Annotated in this window: 14 protein-coding genes; 3 read left to right on the forward strand and 11 right to left on the reverse strand. The window is 63.8% G+C overall.

Annotated features, from left to right (window positions below; translation table 11 throughout):
- Positions 1-13: 13 nt before the first annotated feature.
- The 8 genes from AC1D09_RS15410 to AC1D09_RS15445 form a co-directional block, all read right to left on the reverse strand.
- Positions 14-1,213 carry a deoxyguanosinetriphosphate triphosphohydrolase gene (locus tag AC1D09_RS15410; protein WP_477661044.1) on the reverse strand — a complete coding sequence of 400 codons (1,200 nt, stop codon included), beginning with the start codon at positions 1,211-1,213 and terminating at the stop codon, positions 14-16.
- Between the two features lie 19 nt (positions 1,214-1,232).
- Entirely contained in the window at positions 1,233-2,348 is a 1,116-nt protein-coding gene (aroB, locus tag AC1D09_RS15415) for a 3-dehydroquinate synthase (protein ID WP_477661043.1), read from the reverse strand.
- Between the two features lie 68 nt (positions 2,349-2,416).
- The gene (locus AC1D09_RS15420) at positions 2,417-2,941 is read right to left on the reverse strand and encodes a shikimate kinase (RefSeq protein WP_477661042.1); all 525 of its coding nucleotides are present in this window, start codon (positions 2,939-2,941) and stop codon (positions 2,417-2,419) included.
- A 168-nt stretch (positions 2,942-3,109) separates the two neighbouring features.
- Positions 3,110-5,233, reverse strand: a complete 2,124-nt coding sequence (locus tag AC1D09_RS15425) for a type IV pilus secretin PilQ (protein WP_477661041.1) — start codon at positions 5,231-5,233, stop codon at positions 3,110-3,112.
- Positions 5,230-5,781, reverse strand: coding sequence for a pilus assembly protein PilP (locus AC1D09_RS15430; protein ID WP_477661040.1), 552 nt, complete (start codon positions 5,779-5,781; stop codon positions 5,230-5,232). The genes AC1D09_RS15425 and AC1D09_RS15430 overlap by 4 nt, the downstream gene beginning before the upstream one ends.
- The gene (locus AC1D09_RS15435; RefSeq protein ID WP_477661039.1) at positions 5,778-6,446 is read right to left on the reverse strand and encodes a type IV pilus inner membrane component PilO; all 669 of its coding nucleotides are present in this window, start codon (positions 6,444-6,446) and stop codon (positions 5,778-5,780) included. The genes AC1D09_RS15430 and AC1D09_RS15435 overlap by 4 nt, the downstream gene beginning before the upstream one ends.
- Before the next feature lie 16 nt (positions 6,447-6,462).
- Positions 6,463-7,107, reverse strand: coding sequence for a PilN domain-containing protein (locus AC1D09_RS15440; RefSeq protein WP_477661038.1), 645 nt, complete (start codon positions 7,105-7,107; stop codon positions 6,463-6,465).
- On the reverse strand, positions 7,104-8,183 hold the full coding sequence (locus tag AC1D09_RS15445) for a pilus assembly protein PilM (protein WP_477661037.1): 1,080 nt from the start codon (positions 8,181-8,183) through the stop codon (positions 7,104-7,106). The genes AC1D09_RS15440 and AC1D09_RS15445 overlap by 4 nt, the downstream gene beginning before the upstream one ends.
- Before the next feature lie 268 nt (positions 8,184-8,451).
- On the opposite strand from AC1D09_RS15445, the gene AC1D09_RS15450 reads away from it, so the two are divergent.
- A complete protein-coding gene (locus AC1D09_RS15450; protein ID WP_477701123.1) occupies positions 8,452-10,884 on the forward strand; it encodes a penicillin-binding protein 1A in 2,433 nt (810 codons plus the stop codon).
- Between the two features lie 74 nt (positions 10,885-10,958).
- Here the strand turns inward: AC1D09_RS15450 and cyaY are convergent, their stop codons facing one another.
- Entirely contained in the window at positions 10,959-11,294 is a 336-nt protein-coding gene (cyaY, locus tag AC1D09_RS15455; RefSeq protein ID WP_477661035.1) for an iron donor protein CyaY, read from the reverse strand.
- Between the two features lie 12 nt (positions 11,295-11,306).
- Here cyaY and lptM point away from each other — a divergent pair, with 12 nt between their 5' ends.
- Together lptM and lysA are read left to right on the forward strand one after the other, a co-directional pair.
- Complete coding sequence (lptM, locus tag AC1D09_RS15460) at positions 11,307-11,549, forward strand: LPS translocon maturation chaperone LptM (protein ID WP_477661034.1); 243 nt, start codon at positions 11,307-11,309, stop codon at positions 11,547-11,549.
- Between the two features lie 163 nt (positions 11,550-11,712).
- On the forward strand, positions 11,713-12,999 hold the full coding sequence (gene lysA, locus AC1D09_RS15465) for a diaminopimelate decarboxylase (RefSeq protein ID WP_477661033.1): 1,287 nt from the start codon (positions 11,713-11,715) through the stop codon (positions 12,997-12,999).
- A 25-nt stretch (positions 13,000-13,024) separates the two neighbouring features.
- On the opposite strand, the gene AC1D09_RS15470 is transcribed toward lysA, so the two are convergent.
- Both AC1D09_RS15470 and msrP read right to left on the reverse strand, forming a co-directional pair.
- A complete protein-coding gene (locus AC1D09_RS15470) occupies positions 13,025-13,684 on the reverse strand; it encodes a protein-methionine-sulfoxide reductase heme-binding subunit MsrQ (protein WP_477661032.1) in 660 nt (219 codons plus the stop codon).
- The gene (gene msrP, locus AC1D09_RS15475) at positions 13,684-14,682 is read right to left on the reverse strand and encodes a protein-methionine-sulfoxide reductase catalytic subunit MsrP (protein WP_477661031.1); all 999 of its coding nucleotides are present in this window, start codon (positions 14,680-14,682) and stop codon (positions 13,684-13,686) included. The genes AC1D09_RS15470 and msrP overlap by 1 nt, the downstream gene beginning before the upstream one ends.
- Positions 14,683-14,685: the final 3 nt, after the last annotated feature.

Below are 14,685 nucleotides of genomic sequence, written 5' to 3' on the forward strand. Positions count from 1 at the left end.
CAAAAGAGGCGGGTCAAGCCGCGAAAGCGGCCCGTCCCTTGAGGCGCTCATGCTCTTTGGCGGCGAAGCGGTCGGTCATGCCGGCGATGTAGTCGGCCACGACCCGCTCGGGCTTGGCGCCCGCGGCATGCGGCGCGTCGACGCCGTCAAAACGCTCGCTGTGGGCCTGCGGCATCTGCGCCGGGTCGGCCATATAGGCCTCGAACAGCTCGCCGACCACCTGCTTGGCCGCCTGCGTGGTTTCCACCACCTTGGGGTGGCGGTAGAGGTTTTTCAGCAGGAAGCGCTTGAGCGACGCGGACTGCTGCGCCATCTCCGGCGTAAAGCAGACCAGCGCCGGCTGCTGGCGCACCTCGTCGGCACTGGCGGGCGCCGCCTTGTGGATGGCCGCCCACGTCGCGTCCATCACGTTGTAGACCTGGGCGCTGAGCATGCGGCGTATGGTTTCAAACAGCAGCCGGCGCCCTTGCAGACCGGGATGGGCCAGCCGCGTCTCGCGGCAGTACTGGCTGAAGAGCTCCACGTCCTCGAGCTGCTCCAGCGTCAGCAGGCCCGAGCGCACACCGTCGTCGATGTCGTGCGCGTTGTAGGCGATCTCGTCGGCCAGGTTGGCGAGCTGCGCTTCCAGGCTGGGCTGCTGCCAGCGCGGGCCTTCGGCGGGCTGGTCCACAAAACGGCGCGCCACCCCGCCCGGCTCGCGCGACTCGATGCGCCGCGCATTGCGCTTTGAGCAATGCTTGAGGATGCCCTCGCGCGTCTCGAAGCTGAGGTTCAGGCCGTTGTAGGCCGGGTAGCGCTCTTCCAGCACATCCACGACGCGCAGGCTTTGCAGGTTGTGCTCGAAGCCCGCGCTCTCGGGGTGGCCGGCCTTGAGGCAGGCGTTCAGGGCATCCTGGCCGGCGTGGCCGAAAGGCGTGTGGCCCAGGTCGTGCGCCAGCGCGATGGCTTCCACGAGGTCCTCGTTGAGCTGCAGCGTGCGGGCGATGGAGCGCCCCAGCTGCGCGACTTCCAGCGAGTGGGTCAGGCGGGTGCGGAACAGGTCGCCCTCGTGGTTGAGGAACACCTGGGTCTTGTAGACCAGGCGGCGAAAGGCTGTTGAATGCACGATGCGGTCGCGGTCGCGCTGGAAGTCGGAGCGCGTAGGCGCCACCGGCTCCGTGTAGCGGCGGCCGCGCGACAGCGCGGGATCACAGGCATAGGGCGCCAGGGTCATGGTTCACGCTCTCCAGGCGTTAAGCGCAGCACAGGTCTATCACTTCGCGCACCAGCGCGTCGGGCGCGCTGCGAAGCGCCGCTTTGCCCGGGCCGTCGATCACGATAAAGCGGATTTCGCCGGCCTCTGATTTTTTGTCGACACGCATCAGTTCCAGGTAGCGGCCCGCATTGTCCGCGGCCGACAGCACCGGCGCCTTGACCGGCAAGCCGGCACGCTGGATAAGCCGCGTCAGCCGCTCGACAAAAGGCATGTCAACCAGGCCCAGGCGAGCGGACAAATGCGCGGCCATCACCATGCCGCAGCCCACGCCTTCGCCGTGCAGCCATTCGCCGTAACCGAGGCCGGATTCAATCGCGTGGCCGAAGGTATGGCCGAAATTCAGGATGGCCCGCAGCCCGGCCTCACGTTCGTCCTGCCCCACCACCCAGGCCTTGATCTCGCAGCTGCGCTTGATGGCGTGGGCCATGGCCGCGGGCTCCCTGGCCAGCAGGCCTTCAAGATTGGCCTCTATCCATTCCAGGAAGGCCATGTCGGCAATCGGGCCGTATTTGATGATTTCGGCCAGGCCCGCGCTGAGCTCGCGCGCGGGCAAGGTCTGCAGCGCATCGAGGTCGCAGACCACCAGCAGGGGCTGGTAGAAGGCGCCTATCATGTTCTTGCCCAGCGGGTGGTTGATCGCGGTCTTGCCGCCCACCGAGGAGTCCACTTGCGCCAGCAAGGTCGTGGGCACCTGCACAAAGGGCACGCCGCGCATATAGCTGGCCGCGGCAAAGCCGGTCATGTCGCCCACCACGCCGCCGCCCAGCGCGAACATCACCGTCTTGCGGTCGCAGCCGTTCTCGAGCAAGGCGTCAAAAATCAGCTGCAGCGTAGGCCAGTCCTTGTGGGCTTCGCCGTCGGGCAAGGTCACCAGCAGCACCTTGCCATAACGCTGGCGCAGCGCCTGGCTCAATTGCGCCGCATACAGGGGAGCCACCGTGGTGTTCGACACCACCAGCGCGGTGGCGGCTTTCGGGAGATCCTGGTAAGTCAGCGCATTGCCGAGAAGGCTGTTGCCGATGGCGATCGGGTAGCTGCGTTCGCCCAGCTCGATCTGGACCCGCGCCGCCGCGGAAGGGGAATTTGCGTGCATAAGTGGGAGTGTAGAGGCACTCGCCCGCCTTGGGTGCGGCGGCTTGCAAGGCAAAACGACGCAAGCGCTCAGGGCGCGGGCAGCAATCCCGCCAGCTCCAGTTGCATAAGGATCATGTTGACCAGGGTAGACACCGAGGGGCGCCCTGTCTCGATGACGAAGTGAGCGGTTTCCCGGTACAGGGGATCGCGGGCCGTGTAGAGGTCCCTGAGCCTGGCCAGCGGGTCGGCGACCTGGAGCAGGGGCCGGTTCTGGTCGTGCCGCAAGCGGCGAAACACTTCTTCGGGAATGGAATGCAGGTACACCACCTGCGCGCGCTCGCGAAGGTGCCGGCGGTTGGCGGGACGCAGCACGGTCCCGCCGCCGCTGGACAGCACGCAGGATTGGCCCTGGGTCAGCTCGTCGATGACCTGCTGCTCTATGTCGCGGAAGGCATTCTCGCCCTCGCGTTCGAAAAACTCCCGGATCGAGCAGCCGATGCGCTGCTCGATCACCTGGTCCGAATCAATGAAGCGCAGCCCCATCTTGCGGGCCAGGTGCCGGCCGACAGTGGACTTCCCCGAACCCGGCAGGCCCACGCAGGCGATTCTCAACGGGTTTGCATTCAATGGAGTCTGGAGGCGTTCGCCCCGGGATGCGTGAATAGAGACAGGGTGGAAAATGGGCCGGTTTCACAAACGCGACAGGCCCCAAAGGGCCCGCCGTTACCTGCATTTTCCCACCAAACCGGCCCCGCCTCGCGGCAGCCGGCTCCGCGGGGCTCAGCGCAGCGCTGAGCCGTTGGTCAGCATCTTGGGGGTGATGAACACCAGCAATTCGGATTTCGTGGCCGAGCGCGTCTTCTGTTTGAAGAGATTGCCGACGCCTGGCAGGTCGCCCAGGAAGGGAACCTTGGTCTCGTTGTCGCGGTCGTTCTGCTCAAAAATACCGCCTATCACCACGGTTCCGCCGTTTTCCACCAGCACCTGCGTCTGGATGTGCTTGGTGTCGATCGCAAAGCCGTTGGCCGTTTCGCGGCCCACGCTGTCCTTGTTCACGTCGACGTTCAGGATGATGTTGCCCTCGGGCGTGATCTGCGGCGTGACCTCGAGCTTCAGGTTGGCTTTGCGGAAGCTGATGGACGTGGCACCGCTGGAAGTCGCCTGCTGGTAGGGGAGTTCCGTACCCTGTTCAATCAGCGCCTTGACCTGGTCGGCCGTGACAACCCTGGGGCTGGAGACGATCTTGGTCTTGCCGTCGGCTTCGGAAGCGGAAATCTCGAGGTTCAAGAATCGCGTTTTTGCGGCATTGAACAGGGAGACGGCGAAGGTCGCGGCCGAGAAACCGTTCTGGCCCACAGCCGGCAGGCTCAGGAACTCACCGGCGTTGGTGCCGGCCGTCGTCGCGCTGTAGGTGCCGCCGAATGCCGTGTTGGTATTCTGGTTGAAGGGCTGGCCGCCCAGCCGCACGCCCAGCGACTTCCCGAAGGTATCCGAAGCCTCGACGATGCGCGCCTCGATCAGCACCTGGCGAACCGCCACGTCCAGCTTGGTGATCAGGGCCTGGACCGCCTCCAGCCTGGAGGGGATGTCGGTCACGAACAGCAGGTTGGTCCGGGGTTCGGCAATGACACTGCCGCGCTGGGACAGGATACGGGCACTGGCCGGACCGCTGCCGCCGGCGGTGATCTGCGTCGCGAGATCCGCGGCCTTGGCGTAATTGATCTGGAAGGACTGGGTGCGGACAGGCTCCAGGCTCTGGATGGCATTTCGCGATTCCAGGTCGAGTTTGTCCTTGGCCGCCAGCTCGTCCTTGGGTGCAATCACCAGCACGTTGCCGTTTTTGCGCATGCCCAGGCCCTTGGACTGGAGAATGATGTCCAGCGCCTGGTCCCAAGGCACGTCCTTGAGCCTCAGCGTGACGCTGCCCGTCACGGAATCGGAGGTGACGATGTTGAAGTTCGTGAAGTCGGCGATCACCTGCAACAGAGAGCGGATTTCAATGTTCTGGAAGTTCAGGGAAAGCTTCTCGCCGGTATAGCCCGGGCCCTGCGTCAATTTGGTCGGGTCGACCTTTTGGGGGCGGACTTCCAGCACAAACTGGTTGTCGCTCTGGTAAGCGCTGTGCTCCCAGGCGCCTTTGGGTTCCACCACCATCCGGACCTTGTCGCCGGTCTGGAAGGTCGTGACGGTTTGCACCGGCGTGCCGAAATCGCCCACGTCCAGCCGGCGGCGCAAGCCTTCGGGCAGGGTTGTCTTCAGGAACTCGACCACCAGGGTCTGGCCCTGCTGGCGTATGTCAACGCCCACCTCGTTGTTGGACAGGCCCACGACGATGCGGCCGGCGCTGTCGGTTCCACGGCGGAAGTCCACGTCCTTGAGCGGAAGGATGTCACGGTTGCGGCTTTCCGCAAATACCTGTGCCGGTGCGGCGGCCGCCGCCGCGCTGGCGGCAGTGGAATCCAGCGTGATCACCAGCGACTTGCCCTGGATATCAGCCTTGTAGGTCGACGGTGCCTTGAGGTTGAGTACCACGCGGGTCCGCTCGCCGGCCTGCACCACGTTCGCCGAACGCAGGTTTCCCAGGTTCATGTCCACCGCGGACCGTCCCATGCCATTGCTGACGCCGGGGAAGTCCAGGGCGATGCGGGCGGGCGACTGGATGGTGAAGCCGGTCGGAATGGCGGTCAGTGGCTCGGCCAGATCTATGCGGATGATTTCGGAGCTGCCCTGGACCGAACCGGTCACCGATTGAATCGAATTCTGGGCCTGTGCGGCCTGCGGCAGCGTTGCCACCATCAGCGACAAGGCAATGCCGAACGAAGCGCCGCGCAACACACGTTCAAGCAAACGCTTCAGGCCGCCTCCCATACCTTCTGCCTCTAATGCCCATGTTTGCTTGTTCATTTTGATCCCTCTAATAGCTGTAAAGTCGCCGTCCGCTCAATCCATTCGCCCGCAGCGTCCTGCACGATCTCACGCAGGGAAAGGCTTGTTTCACCCACCTGCGTGATGCGGCCGTAGTTCTGCCCAAGGTAGTTGCCGACCCGGACCTGGTAAATCAGGTTGTCGACCTTGACCAGCGCCACCGGCTGGCCTACCTTGATCAGGCTTCCGACCATGAAGGTCGCGTCCAGGGGGTAGGCCTCCAGGGGTTCCTTGCGCCGGCTCAACTCCGGCGCGATCAGGCCCGCATTGGCCGTCGCCTGGTTGGCGTCGCGCTTGAGCGCCTGTGTCAATTTCTGGTTGCTGAAAGGCTCGGTGGAGCCTTCCTGGTTATAGGCCTGCGGCGAGAACTTGGTGGGCTCGGGCAGCGGATCGACCTTGGGCCGGGTGGCGTTGCGCTGCTCCGTCATCCATTGCTGCAACTCTTCCTGCTCGGACGAACCGCAACCGGCCAGGGCCAGCAGCGTCAACACCAAACTGCCTGTCAGCACATAGCGGTTAAGTCTCATTTTTTGGCTCCCGGGGCGCTCTTGCGCTGCAGGGCCACTTCCTCGGGATCGAGGTAGCGGAATGTTTTGGCCGTGGTGTCCATGACGAGGTTGCCGTCCTTGGTGGGCAACAGGGCCAGGTTGTTCAAAGTCACGATACGGGAGAGATTGGCGATGTCCGCGGCAAAAGCGCCGATATCGTGGTAACGGCCCGTGACGCGCACCGCGATGGGCAATTCGGCGTAGTACTCCTTGACACTCACTTGCCCCGGCCGGAACAGCTCGAACTGCAGGCTGCGGCCCAGGCCCGCCTGGTTGATGTCGGACAGCAAGGCATCCATTTCAGCCTTGCTGGGCAGTTGCTTTTCCAGCTGGGTCACATACTGCTGCACCTGTTCGCGCTGCTTTTTCAGTGCATCAAGATTCACCGCCTGCACCAGCTTCTTCTTGTAGTCTTCCCTGAGCTGGACTTCCTTGGCCTGCTCGGCCGTCAGTTCCTCGTCAGAGGAGCTCAACCAGACAAACCACAGCGCGACCACCACAAGGACCGTGACGCCGATGCAGAGGAGGTAGCGCGGCAACGCCGGCCATGAAGGCGGGTCATTGGGATCAAGCCCGGAGAACTGCGCCTTCAGGCTGTTTTGGATCGCCGAGAAATCGACGGAGATTTTTGGAGTTTTTGCCATGATCGTTCAACCTGCTTCAGGCCTTGGCCGGGATCGCCGCGGCCGCCGGTGCGGCGCCAGGCGCCGAGCCGGCCGGCGCGGAACCGGGCGCCTTGGGCGCGTTGGCGCGCTTGAGCCCGACACGCATGGAGAAATTGGACACACGCCGCACGTCGCGCGGGGTCAGCGACACCGTGCTGGCGGTGATTTCAACCAGTTCCGGCCGGGTCAGCCAGGGGCTGTTGTTGGCCAGGTTGCGCAGCAGTTCGGAAACCCGCTCGTTGGACTGGGCCACGCCGGTGATGAACACCGTCTGGTTGTCCTGCTTCATGCTGTTGATGTACACACCGTCAGGCAGCTGCTTGACCAGCTCGCTGAGCAGGTAGACCGGCAGGTTGCGGTTGCCTTGCAGGTCTTCCACCGCGTTCTGGCGCGCCCTCAGGGCGGCGATTTCCGCCTGCAGGGTGGAAATTTCCTTGATCTGGTTTTCCAGGCGCGTGATCTCGGTTTTCAGGAAGTTGTTCTTGCTGCGCTGGCTTTCGATCTGGGCCAGGTACCAGGAGTACACGGCGCCGCAAATCAGGCCGCCGATCAAGGCAGCGACGCCAAGGGTTGCGAAAAAGGTTTCGCGCCTGCGCTTGCGCGCGGCTTCGCGGTGCGGGAGCAGATTGACCAGAATCACTGCAGGAACCTCCGCAAAGCCAGACCGCAGGAGGTCAGGTAAGACGATGCCTCGCGGCGCATTTTCTTCTCCCGCACGCCATCGCCGAGTTCCATGCCCTCAAAGGGGTTGGCCAGGAGGCAGGCGAACGAGGTCTGCTGCGTGACGGAATCGGTCAAGCCGGGCAGGGCGGAGGAGCCGCCGGCCAGCATGACGTAGTCCACCTTGTTGTGCGGGGTGCTGGTAAAGAAGAACTGCAGGGCGCGGCCGATTTCCTGGGCCATGCTTTCCACAAAGGGTTTCAGGACGCCGGAGCCGTAGTCTTCAGGCAAATCGCCGCTGCGCTTCTTGCTTTCGGCCTCTTCAGGCGAAAACCCGTACTGGCGCACGATCAGCTGCGTCAGCTGGGCGCCGCCGAAGGCCTGGTCGCGCTCGTACAGGACTTCGTCGTTCTTGATGACCTGCATGCTGGTGGTCAGGGCGCCGACCTCAAACAGGGCGACCATGGTGTCCACCCCCTTGTTAGGCAGGTTTTCGATCAGGCGGGCGGTTGCCAGGCGCGAGGCGTAGGACTCAACGTCGACCACGATGGGCTTGAGGCCCGCGGCTTCCGCCAGGCCTTCCCGGTCCTGGACCTTTTCCTTGCGGGAAGCGGCAATCAGCACCTCGACGTCGCCGGTGGAGGTGGCGCTGGGCCCCACCACGCAGAAGTCCAGGCTGACCTCATCCAGGGAGAAGGGAATATATTGGTTGGCTTCGGACTCGACCTGGGTTTCGAGCTCCGCGTCCGTCATGCCTCCGGGGAGGATGATTTTTTTGGTGATGACCGCGGAAGCGGGCAGCGCCATGGCGACGTTTTTGGTGCGGGTTCCGCTCTTTTTGACCAGGCGGCGCACGGCGTCGGCGACTTCGTCGAATTTCTCGACGTTGCCGTCCGTGATCCAGCCGCGCTCCAGGGGCTCGATCGCGCAGCGATCCAGCACCAGGTTACCGGCCTTGTCACGGCTCAACTCCACCAGCTTGACGCTGGACGAACTGATATCCAAACCCAGCAAAGCGGGTTGTTGGCGGTTGAATAACGATCCCAGAGAGATCAAGGCAGTCCCCAAATGACGGCTAATATGTAGCCCTGCATACTTAAGAAATCACTTGAATAGTAGCAGTAAGCTCTTTGTGCAGTAAGGATTTTTCCTGTTCTGCGCATCCAGAACGTTGTCAAAAGCCGACGCTTGTAACTGAGTGCAAGCTCGTCGGCGGGGCCAAAACGATGTCTGCAAACGTAAAAGTGTGACGCTTCGCAAGCAGCCCGATATACCCCGGTTTCCAGGATTTTTATAATAGTGACGCGACTTTACGATTGCCTACATGCCCTCCACGCCCACCTCTCCTGATTCAAACTCCGGCCCGGCCAAACCAAGCTCCTCCGGCAAGTCCTGGCTGCCGCGCTGGCTGGTCAAGTTCCTGTTGTGGAGCACGGGCCTGTTGCTGGCGGGCGTCGTCAGCGTCCTGCTGTTCGTGGCCGTGGCCCTGTCGGTCGCCTACCCCAACCTGCCCGACATCTCGGACCTGGTGGACTACCGGCCCAAGCTGCCGCTGCGCGTTTATTCCGCCGACGGCGTGGTGATCGGCGAGTTCGGCGAGGAACGGCGCAGCCTGACCCCCATCCAGGACATCCCCCAGGTCATGAAGGATGCCGTGCTGGCCATCGAGGACGCGCGCTTTTTCTCCCACGGCGGCGTCGACTACCTCGGCGTGATCCGGGCAGGACTTGCGAACGTCGGCCGTGCTAAAGCCCAAGGCGCCTCCACCATCACCATGCAGGTGGCCCGCAATGTCTACCTCTCGGCGGAAAAAAGCTATACCCGCAAGATCTATGAAATCCTGCTGACCTTCAAGCTGGAGCACATGCTGAGCAAGGACCAGATCCTTGAGATCTATATGAACCAGATCTTCCTGGGCAACCGGGCTTACGGCTTTGCCGCGGCCTCGGAGGCCTATTTCGGCAAGCCGCTCAAGAACATTTCCATTTCCGAAGCGGCCATGCTGGCCGGCCTGCCCAAGGCGCCGTCGGCCTACAACCCCATCATCAACCCCAAACGCGCCCGGGCTCGCCAGCTCTACATCATCGAGCGCATGGAGGAAAACGGCTTCATCACGGCCGAGCAGGCCAAAGTCGCCAAGGAAGAGCCCCTGAAGGTCAGGACCGGGCCCGACGCCGGCCGGGTGCATGCCGAGTACGTGGCCGAGACCGTGCGCCAGCTGGTCTACAACCAGTACGGCGACGAAACCTACACCCGCGGCCTGAACGTCTACACCACGCTGCGCGCCACCGACCAGACCGTGGCCTACAAGGCGCTGCGCAAAGGCATCATGGATTACGAGCGCCGCCAGATCTACCGCGGCCCCGAGAAATTCATAGACCTGCCCGTCAATCCCCAGGAAACCGAGGACGCCATTGACGACGCGCTGACCGACAACCCCGACAACGGCGACGTGATGTCGGCCGTGGTGCTGGAGGCCAATCCCAAGCGCATCCTGGCCATGCGCCAGAACAGCGAAACCGTCGAAATCACCGGCGACGGCCTCAAACCCGCGCAGTCCGGCCTGGCCGAGAAGGCCGGCCCGAATATCAAGATACGCCGCGGCGCCCTGATCCGCGTGGCGAAAACGCCGAAAAACACCTGGGAAATCACCCAGCTGCCCGAGGTCGAGGGCGCATTCGTGGCGCTGGACCCGCGCGACGGCTCCATACGCGCGCTGGTGGGCGGCTTTGACTTCGAGAAAAACAAGTTCAACCACGTCACCCAGGCCTGGCGCCAGCCCGGCTCCAGCTTCAAGCCCTTTATCTACTCGGCCGCGCTGGAAAAAGGCTTCACCCCGGCCACCGTGGTCAATGATGCCCCCCTGTTCTTCGATGCCGGCGTGACCGGCGGCCAGCCCTGGGAGCCGAAAAACTACGACGGCACCTTCGACGGCCCCATGAGCCTGCGCACCGGCCTGAAAAAATCCAAGAACATGATTTCCATCCGCATCCTGCAGGCCATAGGCGCGCCCTACGCCCAGGACTGGATCACCCATTTCGGCTTTGAGGCGGAAAAACACCCGGCCTACCTGACCATGGCACTGGGCGCCGGCTCGGTCACACCCATGCAGATGGTGACCGCCTACTCCGTGTTCGCCAATGGCGGCTACCGCATCAATCCCTACCTGGTCACCAAGATCACCGACCAGCGCGGCAAGGTGCTGCTGGAGACCAAGCCTCCCGCGCTGGACGAGTCGGCCCGCGGCATAGACGCGCGCAATGCCTTCATCATGGACAGCCTGCTGCAGGAAGTCGCACGCTCGGGCACGGCAGCCAGGGCGCAAGCCACACTCAAGCGGCCCGACCTCTACGGCAAAACCGGCACGACCAACGACTCCATAGACACCTGGTTCGTGGGTTTCCAGCCCACGCTGGCGGCGGCGGTCTGGATGGGCTACGACACGCCCAAAAAGCTGGGCGACCGGGAAACCGGCGGCGGCCTGAGCCTGCCGATCTGGATCAATTACATGGAATACGCCCTCAAGGGCGTGCCGGTCGCCGAATACCCGCCGCCCGAAGGCGTCGTCAATGTGGGCAACGAGTGGTATTACAGCGAGTACGCCCGGGGCTCGGGCGTCAGCACCGTGGGCGTCCAGCAGGACCCGGCGGCCGCCAATGCCGGCCAGCCGGCCGCCCCGGGTGCGCCGGGCGGCCCGATCCAGGTCTTGCCGCCTTCGGACGAGAAAAAGCGCATCCTGGATCTGTTCAAGAACTAAGCAGGCGGCGCGGCCCGCATGAAAAAGCGGCCCTCATGGGGCCGTTTTTTATTTCCGGCGAAACTTCCGGAACCTCAGTCCTGTGCCCTGAACACCAGCGGCTGGCCCGCCTGCTCGCTGGCATAACGCGACAAATTGGCGAAGAATTCGCTGGAATCCTTGGTATCGGCCCAGCGCCCTTCCCTGTATTTATAGTGAAACCCGCCGGCCTTGGCCGCCATCCAGATTTCCTGCAGGGGCTTTTGCAGGTTGATCACGATCTGGCTGCGGTTGGAAAAGGTCAGCGTGACCATGCCGCCGGTGCGCTGGTTGTCGATGTCCGCATTGGTTTCATCGTTGATCCGGTCGCAGGCCGCTTCCACCGCCTGGAGCGCGCGTTCGGCCATATCCTGGTATTCAAGGTCCGTCATTACAATCCCGTCATGGTTTCTTCAGCTCAAATTTTAGGTCGCCGCCGCAATCCCGCCTTACGGTATGGCCTTGCCGCCATTGTGGCCGGCGCCGCCCTGCTGGCCGGTTGCGGCCAGAAAGGCCCGCTGTACCTCCCGGTGCCGCCCAAGGTTCCGGCCGCAGCCCGTCCTGTCCAGCCCCAGTCCACCACAACGCTTCCCGAGGCGCCGGTCACGGCGACTACACCGGCCTTGCCGGCTTCCGCCGCCCGCTAAGCCACCCGCCCGTATTGGCCCGCCCGCGCCGCCAGGCTCCAGGCCGCCACCGGCCTGAACCTTCAAATCCAAGGCGGCGGCTGAAATTCACCTTGAATCGGTCATGGCGCGCAGGCCGCGCTCTCCTTAAGATACCCCGAACCCTCACAGTCCACCCACTCCCATGACCCGTCCATCCCTCCCCGGCCATCCGCATTTCGCCTACCGCGAAGGCGAGCTTTTTGTCGAAAACCTCAGCCTGCGAGAGCTTGCCGCCGCGCACGGCACACCGCTCTTCGTGTATTCCAAGGCCGCCATGCTGTCGGCGCTGGCCGCCTACCAGCGCGGTTTTGCCGGCCGCGATGCGCAGATCTGCTACGCCATGAAGGCCAACTCCTCGCTGGGCGTGCTGCAGGTCTTCGCCCGCGCCGGCTGCGGCTTCGACATCGTCTCGGGCGGCGAACTGGACCGCGTGCTGGCCGCCGGCGGCGAGGCCGGCAAGATCATTTTTTCGGGCGTCGGCAAAACCCGCGCCGAGATGCGCCAGGCGCTGGCCGCCGGCATAGGCTGCTTCAATGTCGAGAGCGAGGCCGAACTGGACGTGCTGTCCGAGGTGGCGCTGGCCCAGGGCCTGCGCGCGCCCGTCAGCATACGCGTCAATCCCAATGTGGACCCCAAGACCCATCCCTATATTTCCACCGGCCTGAAAGACAACAAATTCGGCGTGGCGCATGAAGAGGCGCTGCGCATCTACCGGCATGCGGCTTCGCTCAAGGGCCTGCGCGTGGTCGGCATCGACTGCCACATCGGCTCGCAGATCACCGAGGCCACGCCCTACCTCGACGCCATGGACCGGGTGCTGGACCTGGTGGCCTCCATCGAAGCCGCCGGCATCCCGCTGGAACACATCGATTTCGGCGGCGGCCTGGGCATCAACTACAACAACGACACCCCGCCCGAGGCAGATACCTTGTGGCGGCAGTTGCTGGCCAGGCTCGACGCGCGCGGCTACGGCGGCAAAAAACTCATGATCGAACCCGGCCGTTCGCTGGTCGGCAATGCCGGCGTGTGCCTGACGCAGGTGCTGTACCTCAAGCCCGGCGAGCACAAAAACTTCTGCATCATCGACGCGGCCATGAACGACCTGCCGCGCCCCGCCATGTACCAGGCTTTCCACGCCATCGTCCCGCTATCGGCCGCCGCCCAAGGCGCACCCGAAATGACGTACGACGTGGTCGGGCCGGTCTGCGAAAGCGGCGACTGGATAGGCCGGGACCGCGCGCTCGCCGTGACGGCGGGCGACCCGCTGGCCGTGATGTCGGCCGGCGCCTACTGCATGAGCATGGCCAGCAACTACAACACGCGGGGCCGCGCGGCCGAGCTGCTGGTGGATGGCGACAAGGCACACCTGATACGCCGCCGCGAAAGCGTGCAAGACCAGATGCGGCAGGAACAGCTGGTGGCCGGCTGAAGGCCGGCGGCTAGGGCAGCTGTCGCTAGGACAGCTTGCCGCGCACGCCGTAGGCGGGCTGCGGCTTCTTTTTCCTGAGGAACTGCTGCACGCGCCAGCCCAGCAGTACCGCGATGATCGCGGCGTAGACAAACACCTCGGCGAAATTGTTCTTGCCCGCGCGCATCCAGAAGAAATGCAGCAGCCCCAGGCCGGCTATCAGGTAAACCAGCTTGTGCAGCCACTGCCAGCGCTTGGCACCCATGGCCTTGATGGCGGCGTTGAAAGACGTGGCCGCCAGCGGTGTCAGCAACACAAAGGCCGAAAAGCCCACCAGGATGAAAGGCCGCTTGGCGATGTCCTTGGCGATGTCGGCAAAGTCAAAGCCCATGTCGAACCAGCTGTAGCTCAGCAGGTGAACGACGACATAGAAGTAGGCGAACAGCCCCAGCATGCGCCTGAAACGCGCCAGCGCCGGCGTGCCGCTGATGACCCGAAGCGGCGTGACCGCCAGGACGATGCAGATAAACCGCAGCGTCCAGTCGCCGGTGGCGCGTATCAGCGCTTCGGCCGGGTTGGCGCCCAGCTGGTTGGTAAAGGCGCCGTAGAACAGCCAGGCAAAAGGCAGCAGGCAGGCGACGAAGAGAATGGGTTTTGCGGCAGGATGCAGCAACCATTTTTGCCGCGATGCCAACAGGGTGGCCATCAGAAATTCTTCTTGAGGTCCATGCCGGCATACAGCTGGCCCACCTGGGCTTCGTAGCCGTTGAACATGAGTGTTTTGCGCTTCTTGGCGAACAGGCCGTCTTCACCGATGCGGCGTTCGGTGGCCTGGCTCCAGCGCGGGTGATCCACGTCGGGGTTCACGTTCGAGTAAAAGCCGTACTCCTGCGCCGCGGCCTTGTTCCAGGCCGTGCGCGGCTCCTTGTCGGTAAAGCGGATCTTGACGATGCTTTTGCCGCTCTTGAAACCGTACTTCCAGGGCAGCACCATGCGCACCGGCGCGCCGTTCTGGTTGGGCAGCACTTCACCGTACATGCCGAAGGCCAGCAGCGCCAGCGGGTGCATGGCTTCATCCATGCGCAGGGCTTCCACATAAGGCCAGTCGAGCACGCGCGAGCCCACAAAAGGCATGGTCTTGGGATCGGCCAGGGTGATGAACTCGACGTATTTGGCGCTGCCCAGGGGTTCGACCTTCTTGATCAGCTCGGACAACGAATAGCCGACCCAGGGAATCACCATGGACCAGCCCTCGACGCAGCGCAGGCGGTAAATACGCTCTTCCTGCGGGGCCAGCTTGATCAGGTCTTCCAGTGTGAAGGTCTTGGGCTGCTTGACCAGGCCTTCGACGGCCACCGACCAGGGTTTGGTCACCAGCGTGTGGGCGTTTCGGGCCGGGTCGGCCTTGTCGGTGCCGAACTCGTAGTAATTGTTGTAGCTGGAGGCGTCCTTGTAGTCGGTGATTTTTTCCAGGGTCACCGCGCCGGCCACCGCCGACTTGCCGCCGGGCAAGGCCGCGAGCTTGCCGGGTTTTTGCACCGTCTGCGCCATCGCCTGGCGCCCCGCCCAGCTGGCCATGGCCGCACCCGCGGCGCCCGTGGCCATGAGCTTGATCAGGTCGCGGCGGCCGTGGTAAATGCCCTGCGGCGTGATCTCGCTGGGAACAGGGTGGTCGAAGCCGCTGGCGTGGGTTTTGATGAGCATGGA

This window comes from Polaromonas sp. P1_A2, from assembly GCF_056406895.1.

Coding starts and splice junctions, on each gene's coding strand:
- AC1D09_RS15425 (WP_477661041.1), bottom strand. CDS start 5,233: ATGAACAAGCAAACATGGGCATTAGAGGCAGAAGGTATGGGAGGCGGC.
- cyaY (WP_477661035.1), bottom strand. CDS start 11,294: ATGACGGACCTTGAATACCAGGATATGGCCGAACGCGCGCTCCAGGCG.
- lysA (WP_477661033.1), top strand. CDS start 11,713: ATGACCCGTCCATCCCTCCCCGGCCATCCGCATTTCGCCTACCGCGAA.
- aroB (WP_477661043.1), bottom strand. CDS start 2,348: ATGCACGCAAATTCCCCTTCCGCGGCGGCGCGGGTCCAGATCGAGCTG.
- msrP (WP_477661031.1), bottom strand. CDS start 14,682: ATGCTCATCAAAACCCACGCCAGCGGCTTCGACCACCCTGTTCCCAGC.
- AC1D09_RS15410 (WP_477661044.1), bottom strand. CDS start 1,213: ATGACCCTGGCGCCCTATGCCTGTGATCCCGCGCTGTCGCGCGGCCGC.
- AC1D09_RS15430 (WP_477661040.1), bottom strand. CDS start 5,781: ATGAGACTTAACCGCTATGTGCTGACAGGCAGTTTGGTGTTGACGCTG.
- AC1D09_RS15450 (WP_477701123.1), top strand. CDS start 8,452: ATGCCCTCCACGCCCACCTCTCCTGATTCAAACTCCGGCCCGGCCAAA.
- AC1D09_RS15435 (WP_477661039.1), bottom strand. CDS start 6,446: ATGGCAAAAACTCCAAAAATCTCCGTCGATTTCTCGGCGATCCAAAAC.
- lptM (WP_477661034.1), top strand. CDS start 11,307: ATGGTTTCTTCAGCTCAAATTTTAGGTCGCCGCCGCAATCCCGCCTTA.
- AC1D09_RS15470 (WP_477661032.1), bottom strand. CDS start 13,684: ATGGCCACCCTGTTGGCATCGCGGCAAAAATGGTTGCTGCATCCTGCC.